Origin of the sequence: Bacteroides sp. AM44-19, assembly GCF_003603395.1 — a bacterium.
Lineage (GTDB): Bacteria > Bacteroidota > Bacteroidia > Bacteroidales > Bacteroidaceae > Bacteroides > Bacteroides uniformis.
Genome location: NZ_QTNB01000007.1, coordinates 222,834 through 233,730, shown reverse-complemented (window position 1 = coordinate 233,730; position 10,897 = coordinate 222,834). Strand labels below are relative to the sequence as shown.

The following is a 10,897-nucleotide window of genomic DNA, read 5'->3' as shown; positions in this document are numbered from 1 at the left end:
CTGATATCGGTTATAAAAAGAAAAAGCGTCTAGCTAAATCAGGAAAAGACATTACCCTATATTGTAACGCCCTTTACCCCATATTGTAAAGACCTTTACCGCCTATTGTAAAAGGAGTTTCCCCAGGGGTAAAGGGAGTTCCCCCAGCGGGTGAAGCGTGTTTCCCCACCGTCAAACCCTTTCTGAAGTAATGAAAAGGAGGGCGTTCCTTTGCATTTTCAATTAAATTCCATAGCTTTGTTCTTTGAAAACCTATATATAAAACCCTACGAATATGACCAAATTTGAAATAGAAGAGAAAATAGTCTCCATGCTCAAGACCGTATTCGACCCGGAAATACCGGTAAATGTATACGACCTGGGACTGATTTACAAAATAGACGTCTCCGACCAGGGAGAAGCCTCCATCGACATGACGCTGACTGCCCCCAACTGTCCGGCAGCCGACTTCATCATGGAAGATGTGCGCCAGAAGGTGGAATCCATCGACGGCGTAACCTCCGCCACCATCAATCTCGTTTTCGAACCCGAGTGGGACAAGGACATGATGAGCGAAGAAGCGAAACTGGAGCTGGGATTCCTTTAAATCAGTTGAAAGTTCAAAGTTGAAAATGGAAAGTTGAAAATGAAGAATGTATATTTCCTCTCGGATGCTCACCTGGGCTCACGAGCCATCGAACACGGACGAACCCAAGAACGGAGGCTGGTCAACTTCTTGGACAGCATCAAGCACAAGGCATCGGCCGTATACCTGCTGGGAGACATGTTCGACTTCTGGTACGAATTCCGTACCGTAGTGCCCAAAGGATACACCCGCTTTCTGGGCAAGCTGTCCGAACTGACCGACCTGGGAGTAGAAGTCCACTTTTTCACGGGAAACCATGACCTTTGGTGCGGCGACTATCTGACCAAGGAGTGCGGCGTCATGATACACCGCGAACCGCTGACCACCGAAATCTTCGGAAAAGAGTTCTACCTTGCCCACGGTGACGGGCTGGGCGACCCGGACAAGAAGTTCAAGATGCTGCGCGCCATGTTCCGCAGCCGTACCCTACAGACGCTGTTCTCTGCCCTGCACCCCCGCTGGAGCATGGAGCTGGGACTGAACTGGGCCAAGCACAGCCGCTTGAAACGCATAGACGGGAAAGAACCCGCATACATGGGAGAAAACAACGAATACCTGGTGCTCTACACCAAGGAATACCTGAAAAGCCATCCCAACATCAACTACTTCATCTACGGTCACCGCCACATCGAACTCGACCTGATGCTGAGCAGTACCGCCCGCATCCTCATCCTCGGCGACTGGATAAACTACTTCTCGTACGCCGTCTTTGACGGCGAGAACCTCTTCCTTGAGAATTTTGTGGAGGGAGAGACGAAGCTATAACCCGCATTTCCAAACTGTTAACCATCATACCATTACCACCCATGAAACCTTTAAGACTGAAAAACATGATTGCCGGATGCCTGCTCGCAGCAGGAGCATTGCCGGTATGGGGACAATCCGGCGCCCCGACACTTGTCATCCGCATTGACGATCTCGGTGCCCTGCATTCCGTCAACGAAGCCTGTATCCAGACCTACCGCTCGGGTATTGCCCGCAGCGTGGAAGTGATGCCCGTAGCGGCCTGGTATCCGGAAGCCATCAAGATGCTGAAAGAAAATCCGGGACTGGACGTCGGCCTGCACCTCGTCATCACCAGCGAGTGGGAGAACGTGAAGTGGCGTCCGCTGACCCACTGCCCCAGCCTGACGGACGAGAACGGCTATTTCTACCCGATGATGTTCCCTAACCCCGCCTATCCGGGACAGTCCATCATGGAGCAGAAATGGGACATCAAGGAGATAGAGCAGGAGTTCCGCGCGCAGATAGAGACGACGCTGAAAAGCATTCCGCAACTCAGCCATCTGTCCGGACACATGCTCTCCACCGGTTTCAGCAAGGAAGTGAACGAGCTGGTGCAACGGCTCGCCAAAGAATACAACCTGCCGTCCATCGACCGCATGGACTCCTCCAAGGACTACCGGTTTACCTACATCGGGTACGACGGCCCCAAAAGAACCGCCGAAGAAAAGGAGGCCAGCTTCATCAAAGCATTGGAGAAGTTGCAGCCGGGCCAGCGCTACCTTTTCTTAGACCACCCGGCACTGGACAACGATGAAATGAAAACCGTCTTCCACGTCGGATATGAGGACGTGGCGCTGGACCGCCAGGGAGTGACCGACCTGCTGACAAGCCCCCATGTCCGGAAAGCCATTGAGGACAAAGGCATAAAGCTGATTTCCATCAACCAACTGACCAAGGGCCTGCCCCGCACCGCCGCTACTCCGAAGCTGGACAAGGCCATGAACAGATATCTGGATGCCGTAAAGAAAGCCGGACAAGACCTGCACAGTATCATGATTGTGCAACACGGCAATGTCATTGCCGAAGAATGGATGGGCGAAGGGAAAGAGGATGAGCCTCACATCCTGAACTCCGTCAGCAAGACATTCACCGCCACCGCCGTGGGACTTGCCGCCTCCGAAGGCAGGCTGAAGCTGACGGACAAGGTCATCTCCTTCTTCCCCGACAAGCTTCCGGCAACCGTCAGCGAAAATCTGGCAGCCATGACCGTACGCGACCTGCTGACCATGAACTGCGGGCACGACACCGACCCCACCGGAACGGTACGCAAAAAGGCGGACGCCGATTGGGTGCAGGAGTTCCTTGCCTTCCCCGTGGAGCACAAGCCCGGTACCTTCTACACCTACAACAGCCTGGGAACCTACATGCTCTCAGCCATCGTACAGAAAGTGACGGGCGAGAAAGTGGTGGATTATCTCTATCCCCGTCTGTTCCGCCCGCTTGGCATCGTCAACGCCCGGTGGCAGGAAAGCCCGCAAGGCATCAATACCGGAGGCTGGGGGTTGTACCTCAAAACGGAAGACCTTGCCAAGATGGGACAACTGTTCCTGCAGAAAGGAAACTGGAACGGACAGCAGATTCTGCCTGAAGAATGGGTAAAGGAGGCATCTGCCTGCCAAGTGCCCTCACTGCCCGCCGGCATGAAACCGGAGATACTGAAGAAAGCGAAGATGAGCGCCAAGACAAGCGACTGGCTGCAGGGCTACGGCTACCAGATGTGGCGCTGCCGCCACAACGCCTACCGTGCCGATGGTGCCAACGGACAATACATACTGGTGTTGCCGGACAAGGATGCCGTCATTGCCGTCACCGCCAACATCCCCGACATGCAGGCAGAGCTGAATCTAATATGGAAGTACCTGCTGCCCACGCTATAAAACGTTTATTCTTATAAATGATTACGAAAAAGTGAAGATTACCGGAACTTTTTCCCGGCATGGTTGTAATAACATCATAACATTAAAAACATTAGCGTCATGGATGATATGATTTACAGAAACGACCCGATTGCCGAAGAGAACATAGACCCGCACGGACGTCCGGCAACGGATGAATTCGAGGAATGGAGCGAAGAGGTCTCCGAACGGACAGATACCGGATACAAGGACCAGAAAGTAAAATCCGCCAAGGAACGGGAGAAACGTATCCGGGAGATGGATGAAATTATAAAGAAGGACCTTAAGGAATAATCACCACAGATAGCACAGATTCTCACAGATTAGTCTCTTATACTTGATTTCAGAGCTTCCAATCTGTGAGAATCCGTGTAATCTGTGGTGACCTTTTATTATTTGTATCCGCCAGCCTTGGCTATGCGTTTCGGGATTTCCGTGTTGTCCATCTTACCCACGAACAGCTTGGAACCTGCACCTACTGCGAATACCGGCACATATCCGGCTGTATGGCCACCGCTGGTCCAGCCTACCATGGCAATCTGGCTCATCACCTTCTTGGCGGCAACGGCCAGGGGCTCAGTCTTGGCATAAAGACTTTCCTCAAACACTACATGCTTGTTCACAAATGATTCTTCGTAAGCATCACGCAGCATCTTCTCCTGCTCCCAGCTCACCGGCAGCTCTTTCCAGAAACCCATCTTTTCTGCCAGGAATTCCTTCATTTCCGGCCAGTTGATAACCTTGCGCATCTTGCGTAAATCCGTGATGGAACGTGAAAGGATATCCTGAGACTGCTTCTGCTTGGCAAGGGCTTTCAGTTGAAGCTCGTACTTACCGGTACCCAGCCCCAGACCGCCGGTTTCATGGTCGGCAGTTACCACAATCAGCGTTTCTTTGGGATGCTTCTTATAGAACTCGTAAGCCACCTTGATGGCGTTGTCCATATCCACCACTTCCTCAAAGACTGTGGCGGGGTCGTTTCCGTGGCAGGCCCAGTCAATCTTTCCACCTTCAACCATCAGGAAGAAACCCTTGTTACTGCCTTTGGTCAGGAAAGAGATGGCGCTTTCGGTAATTTCGGCCAGCGTCAGGTCGCCTTCCTGGCGGTCGATGGCATAGGGCAGGCAAGAAGGCTCTGCCCCTTCTTTCTGGATAAGAATCATCTTGTCCGCCTGGGCAGACTTCGACTTGTATTCGTCAAGGCCTCTTGCAACGGTATAGCCGGCTTCTTCAAAGATAGGGAAGATGCTCGGAGCCTCTTTCTTGTCGGCAGTAGTAGTCGGTTTCAAGAAACCACCGCCTGCATAGAAGTCGAAACCGGCTTTCGGCAGGTCGAGGGCTATCTCGTAATACATACCACGGTCCGGCTGGTGGGCATAGAATGCAGCGGGAGTAGCATGGTCTACGCTGACGCTGGTAGTTACCCCAACTTTCTTACCGGACTTTTTGGCTCTCTCGGCCACACTCTGAAGCACACTCTTGTTATCGTCCATACCAATGGCGCCGTTATAGGTCTTTGCACCGGTAGCCAGGGCTGTTCCGGCAGCAGAAGAGTCAGTCACCGAGTTGGTGGCAGAAAAGGTAGTTGCCATGCTGGCAACCGGGAAAGAAGTGAACAGCAAAGGCTTTACACCGATGCGCCCTTCTTGTTCGGCCAGATACATTTCCGTACCGTTCACCTGGTTCACACCCATTCCATCACCGATGAAATAAAACACGTACTTCGCCTGCTGGGCATAGGCCATGCCGCTGGTCAGCAGTACAAAGAACAACACATACATTAATCGTTTCATAAGCAGTTCTTATTTAAAGTTATTCGGAAAATTGCCTTTATTGTTTTTAACCGAGTAACAAAGATAAGGATTTTAAAGGATTCGGAAAACATTTCGCCCCTACAAATACATTACATATTTGCAGGGGCGAAACCACATCCGGACTCCGGGAAGCCGGAACCGGGAAATATTACAGCGATATTACTTCTTCAGAATATCCATCGTGTCCGAAGCAATCATCAGTTCCTCGTCAGTGGGGATTACCACCACCTTCACCTGAGAATCTTCGGTAGAGATAACCATTTCTTCACCGCGTACTTTGTTCTTCTCGGCATCCAGCTTTATGCCCATGAATTCCAGGCCTTCACATGCACCCCAGCGGGCACTTGCCTGATTCTCGCCGACACCACCGGTAAATACCACGATATCCACACCACCCAAAGCAGCGGCATAGGCACCGATATATTTCTTGATGCGGTAGAAGTACATTTCTTCAGCCAGAACAGCCTTCGGATTGCCGGCAGCTACGGCATTTTCCAGGTCGCGCATGTCACTGGATTCACCGAAGATACCCAGCACACCGCTCTTCTTGTTCAGCAGGTTGGAGATGCCGTTGGCATCCAGACCCTCTTTCTCCATGATGAAGGAAACGGCACCGGCATCAATATCACCACTGCGGGTACCCATCATCAGACCTTCCAGCGGGGTCAAGCCCATGCTGGTGTCTACACACTTACCGTCCTTGATGGCAGTAATGGAACCACCGTTGCCAATGTGGCAAGTGATGATTTTCTTTCCTTCCGGCTCTACACCCAGGAACTCGCAGACGCGCTGCGATACGTAGCGGTGTGAGGTTCCGTGGAAACCATAACGGCGTACGCCGTACTTTTCATAAAGTTCGTAAGGCACGGCATACAGATAGGCATGCTTCGGCATGGTCTGGTGGAAAGCCGTATCGAACACACCAATCTGCGGAACATTAGGCAGAATGGCAGATATTGCATTTACACCCTTCAGGTTAGCAGGATTGTGGAGCGGAGCCAGGTCGTTGCAGGCAGTGAAGGCGGCAAGCACTTCCGGCGTCAGCCGTACAGACTCGCTGAACTTTTCGCCTCCATGCACCATACGGTGACCTACGGCATTGATTTCGTCCAAAGACTTGATGGCTCCATATTCAGGGCTTGTCAAAGTGTTCAGGATAAATTCCACACCTACGGTATGCTCTGGAATGTCCCTCTCAAGAACTTTCTTCTCGCCACTGGGCAAGGTGAACTTCAGGAAAGAGTCCTTCAAACCAATTTTTTCGATACCACCCTGGGCGATAACTTCTTTCCGGTCCATATCAAACAATTTGTATTTGATGGACGAGCTACCGCAGTTCAATACTAAGATTTTCATACTATATATCAGATTTAAAAGTTATTCAGCATTCTTTTTGGCAGCAATGGCCTGGTTGGCAGTGATGGCAATCATGCGGTACACATCCTCGATGGAGCAACCGCGTGAAAGGTCGTTCACCGGACGGGCGATACCTTGCAGGATAGGTCCTACGGCATCAGCATGTCCCAGACGTTGCACCAGTTTGTAGGAGATGTTGCCCACTTCGAGGCTGGGGACAACCAATACGTTAGCATGTCCGGCGATAGAAGAACCCGGAGCCTTGCTTGCACCTACTTCCGGCACCAAAGCTGCATCGGCCTGCAACTCACCGTCGATGGCAATATCGGGAGCCATCTCCTTGGCAATCTTCAATGCCTCAACCACTTTATCCACCACTTCGTGCTTGGCAGAGCCCTTGGTAGAGAAGCTCAGCATGGCAACTTTCGGGTCGAGACCGGCAACTGCCTGGGCTGTACGCGCCGTACATACGGCAATCTGTGCCAATTGTTCTGCATCGGGCACCGGAGTCACAGCCACGTCACCCATCACCAGGATACCGTTCTTTCCATATTCAGGAGCATGTGTCAGCAGCAGCATGGCACCCGAAACGCAAGTGATGCCCGGGGAAGTCTTGATAATCTGCAAAGCAGGGCGAAGTACATTACCCGTAGTGTTGCGTGCACCTGCCAACTGGCCGTCAGCATCGCCATTCTTTATAATCAGGCAGCCCAGATAAAGCGGATCGACAACCAACTTGCGAGCCTCTTCGATGGTCATGCCTTTCTTTTTGCGGAGCTCGCAAAGCAGTTGGGCATATTCTTCTTTCTTAGGATGGTCTTCCGGGTCGATAATGGTAGCCTTGTTTATATTTCCCAGCCCCCACTCTTTGGCACAAGCCTCTATCTCGGCAGGTTTTCCAAGGATAATCAAGTCGGCTACTCCGTCAGTCAAGATTTGATTGGCAGCTTTCAGTGTACGCTCTTCCGTACCCTCGGGAAGAACAATTCGTTGGCGGTTTGCTTTGGCACGCTCAACAATTTCGTTAATTAATCTTTGCATGATATTTTAATTGTCTATTAAGAATCGGCAGTATGTGTTATTCACGCCGCAAAAGTACACAATTTTGCAATATCTACATTGCAAACATCGGTCTTTTTACCGTTCAGACCATAATTATTATAATATTTAACATTAGGTATTCCCAGCATTCATGTGTACGCACACGTGCCCCTCTGCAACAAACAATTACCCGTCCGGCAGGAACAACCCGCCCGACTCTACAAACGACATAAAAAAAATCAGGATACAACGATAACAAGCAATACATAGAATACCTACCTTTGCAGCGTTTTCAACGTATAACAATAGGTATTATAATAGTATGATTCGTCAATGCGCCATCCTTTTCGGATGCTTAGCTTTGGGTGAACTGATTGTTTTCTTTACGGGTATCAAGTTACCTTCCAGCATCATCGGTATGCTGTTGCTCACCCTATTCTTGAAATTGGGTTGGATTAAACTGCACTGGGTGCAGGGTATGTCCGACTTCCTGGTTGCCAACCTGGGCTTCTTCTTCGTACCGCCCGGTGTAGCTCTCATGCTTTACTTCGATGTCATCGCCTCCGAGTTCTGGCCGATAGTGACCGCTTCCATAATCAGCACCCTGCTGGTGATTGTAGTCACCGGATGGGTTCATCAACTAACACGTAAAATCAAATGAACTTTTTAGAAAACGAATTTTTCCTATTGGCTGTCACCTTCGGGATTTTCTTTCTGGCCAAACTCCTGCAGAAAAAGACCGGCATCATGTTGCTGAACCCCATCCTGCTGACAATTGCCATCCTCATTGTCTTCCTGAAGATGACACATATCAGTTATGAGACCTACAATGAAGGAGGACATCTGATAGAATTCTGGCTGAAACCCGCTGTTGTGGCCCTGGGAGTCCCCCTATACCTCCAATTGGAAACGATTAAGAAACAGCTGCTCCCCATCATGCTGTCACAACTTGCCGGCTGCATTGTGGGAGTTATCTCTGTCGTGCTGATAGCTAAATTGATGGGGGCTTCCGACGAGATTATCTACTCCCTGGCGCCCAAGTCGGTCACTACGCCGATAGCCATGGAAGTAACCAAGTCGCTGGGCGGCATTCCCTCACTTACCGCCGCCGTAGTGGTTTGCGTGGGTCTACTGGGAGGAATACTGGGCTTCAAGACCATGAAATTGACACACATCGGCAGTCCCATGGCACAAGGCCTTTCCTTGGGAGCCGCCGCCCACGCGGTAGGAACTTCCACAGCCATGGACATCAGCCGCAAATACGGTGCATTCGCCAGCCTCGGCCTGACCCTGAACGGTATCTTCACAGCATTGTTGACCCCGACTATTCTGCGATTATTAGGGCTACTCTAACAAAATCGTCTTATTTTTGTTATCTATAATCATAACCAACTAAGAACAACGTATGATTTCATTTAAGGATATCGAATTACAAGACAAAGAACTTATTATTTCCTATACACAAAACAGCCCGCAACGGAATTGCGACCTTTCATTCTCCAACCTATGCAGCTGGCGCTTTCTATACAATACAAAGTTTGCCATCATGGACGGCTTCCTCCTACTGAAATTCTGGGCAAACGACGAACTGGTGTATATGATGCCAATAGGCAACGGAGATTTGACAAAAGTACTGGACGCACTGGTCGAAGACGCACACCGGGAAGGGGAACCTTTCTGCCTGCTGGGAATATGTTCGGGCATGTGCTCGGAACTGGAAGCCTTCATGCCCGGAAAATTCCAGTTCACAGCAGACCGGGACTATGCCGATTACCTCTATCTGCGTACAGACCTCGCCACGCTTGCCGGAAAGAAATTCCAGTCCAAACGGAATCATGTCAACAAATTCAAACGCACCTATAATTACGAATATACTCCCATCACTCCCGACCGCATCCAGGAATGTCTGGACCTGGAAGCCGAATGGTGTAAGGCCAACAATTGCGACCAGCATGAAGGAACGGGCAACGAACGTCGCGCACTGGTCTACGCCCTCCACAATTTTGAAGAACTGGGATTGACCGGAGGCATCCTGCATGTAGACGGCAAAATTGCCGCCTTCACTTTCGGAATGCCCATCAACCAAGATACCTTCGGAGTACATGTGGAAAAGGCCGACACCAGCATAGACGGAGCGTACGCAATGATTAACTATGAATTTGCCAACCATATCCCCGAACAATATGTCTACCTCAACCGTGAAGAGGATTTGGGTATTGAAGGATTGCGCAAGGCCAAACTTTCGTACCAGCCTGCCATTATTCTGGAAAAATACGTGGCATGCCTGAAAGATGAACCGGTGGAAGCTATCAAATGGTGAGAGTAAGGATTAGAGATTAAGGATTAAAAGGATAAGGGATTGATGATACGGGAAAAGGTAAAGAACTTATGGAAGCTCTGTTTCAATGATAGCGAGGAATTTACTGAACTGTATTTTCGGCTCCGCTACAACAATGATATCAATATTGCCATCCAAAGCGGCGAAGAAGTGATTGCCGCCCTACAGATGTTGCCTTATCCTATGACGTTCGAAGGAGAAGATATTCATACGGCCTATATATCCGGCGCCTGCACACACCCTGATTACCGTAACCGGGGCGTAATGCACGAGCTGTTATCACAAGCCTTTGCACGGATGCTACACAATAATGTCGCCTTATCCACCTTGATACCGGCAGAGCCGTGGCTGTTCGACTACTATGCCCGCAGTGGTTATGCACCCGTATTCCGCTATGCAGAAGAGACTTTTATCGCTTCCGGCACACCGGCAGCCGATACGGGCCTTACTTTGGAAATGTCTGCCGAATATACTGAAAAAAGATATGAATATCTCGACCGGAAATTGCGGGAGCGCCCTTGCTGCATCCAGCATACGGAAGAGGATTTTCAGGTTATCATTGCCGATTTACAACTGGGGCAGGGCTTCGTTTGCACATTGAGCAATGGGGAGGAAATCACGGCTTTGGCCATTACCTATCCGATAGGGAAAGCCAACTGGCGCATTGGAGAAATCGTGTCGGATACTCCCGCTACAAAAACTTTACTGCTTCAACATATCTGCCAAAGCTTGAATCTCCCGTCCATCCGGGTTCTCACTCCTCCCGCTACCGGTGAAAGCCAACTTTTGGGCATGGCACGCATCATCAATGCCAAAACCATGCTGCAACTCTATGCTACGGCCCATCCGGAACTGGAACTCAGCATTCATCTCACCGATGAGCAGGTCAGTGCCAATAACGGCTACTACTACCTGAACAATGGTAAATATATGAATAGTGCCAAGCGTCTGCCGGGCAGCCACTTGGCACTTACAATCGGTGAACTCACCGAAAAAATATTTGCAACATCAAGCCCATATATGAGCCTGATGTTGAACTAGC

At 50.3% G+C, this 10,897-nt stretch carries 11 protein-coding genes; 8 read left to right on the top strand and 3 right to left on the bottom strand.

Going from position 1 to position 10,897, the window contains the following annotated elements; translation table 11 throughout:
- The first annotated feature begins 274 nt into the window (after positions 1-274).
- The 4 genes from DW947_RS12925 (at position 275) to DW947_RS12910 (ending at position 3,600) form a co-directional block, all read left to right on the top strand.
- Positions 275-586 (top strand): metal-sulfur cluster assembly factor, encoded by a 312-nt coding sequence (locus DW947_RS12925; protein WP_005824875.1) that lies wholly within the window; start codon positions 275-277, stop codon positions 584-586.
- Positions 587-625: 39 nt separating this feature from the next.
- Positions 626-1,390, top strand: a complete 765-nt coding sequence (locus DW947_RS12920) for a UDP-2,3-diacylglucosamine diphosphatase (protein ID WP_005824878.1) — start codon at positions 626-628, stop codon at positions 1,388-1,390.
- Between the two features lie 41 nt (positions 1,391-1,431).
- Positions 1,432-3,288 (top strand): ChbG/HpnK family deacetylase, encoded by a 1,857-nt coding sequence (locus DW947_RS12915; protein ID WP_117963522.1) that lies wholly within the window; start codon positions 1,432-1,434, stop codon positions 3,286-3,288.
- Positions 3,289-3,387: 99 nt separating this feature from the next.
- Positions 3,388-3,600 (top strand): hypothetical protein, encoded by a 213-nt coding sequence (locus DW947_RS12910; protein WP_005824882.1) that lies wholly within the window; start codon positions 3,388-3,390, stop codon positions 3,598-3,600.
- A gap of 98 nt (positions 3,601-3,698) precedes the next feature.
- On the opposite strand, the gene DW947_RS12905 is transcribed toward DW947_RS12910, so the two are convergent.
- The 3 genes from DW947_RS12905 to pta form a co-directional block, all read right to left on the bottom strand.
- Positions 3,699-5,099: an alkaline phosphatase gene (locus tag DW947_RS12905; RefSeq protein WP_005824885.1), complete on the bottom strand. Its 1,401-nt coding sequence runs from the start codon at positions 5,097-5,099 to the stop codon at positions 3,699-3,701.
- A 180-nt stretch (positions 5,100-5,279) separates the two neighbouring features.
- Positions 5,280-6,476 carry an acetate/propionate family kinase gene (locus DW947_RS12900; RefSeq protein WP_022401075.1) on the bottom strand — a complete coding sequence of 399 codons (1,197 nt, stop codon included), beginning with the start codon at positions 6,474-6,476 and terminating at the stop codon, positions 5,280-5,282.
- A gap of 21 nt (positions 6,477-6,497) precedes the next feature.
- Positions 6,498-7,517 (bottom strand): phosphate acetyltransferase, encoded by a 1,020-nt coding sequence (gene pta / locus DW947_RS12895; RefSeq protein WP_005824889.1) that lies wholly within the window; start codon positions 7,515-7,517, stop codon positions 6,498-6,500.
- A gap of 322 nt (positions 7,518-7,839) precedes the next feature.
- Here pta and DW947_RS12885 point away from each other — a divergent pair, with 322 nt between their 5' ends.
- Genes DW947_RS12885 through DW947_RS12870 form a run of 4 tightly spaced genes read left to right on the top strand, consistent with a single transcriptional unit; the run spans position 7,840 to position 10,896 of the window.
- The gene (locus DW947_RS12885; RefSeq protein ID WP_005824896.1) at positions 7,840-8,178 is read left to right on the top strand and encodes a CidA/LrgA family protein; all 339 of its coding nucleotides are present in this window, start codon (positions 7,840-7,842) and stop codon (positions 8,176-8,178) included.
- Entirely contained in the window at positions 8,175-8,870 is a 696-nt protein-coding gene (locus tag DW947_RS12880; RefSeq protein ID WP_005824898.1) for an LrgB family protein, read from the top strand. The genes DW947_RS12885 and DW947_RS12880 overlap by 4 nt, the downstream gene beginning before the upstream one ends.
- 52 nt (positions 8,871-8,922) lie before the next feature.
- On the top strand, positions 8,923-9,837 hold the full coding sequence (locus DW947_RS12875) for a DUF2156 domain-containing protein (RefSeq protein ID WP_117866040.1): 915 nt from the start codon (positions 8,923-8,925) through the stop codon (positions 9,835-9,837).
- 42 nt (positions 9,838-9,879) lie between these two features.
- Complete coding sequence (locus DW947_RS12870; RefSeq protein ID WP_098031843.1) at positions 9,880-10,896, top strand: GNAT family N-acetyltransferase; 1,017 nt, start codon at positions 9,880-9,882, stop codon at positions 10,894-10,896.
- The last annotated feature ends 1 nt before the right edge of the window (position 10,897 follow it).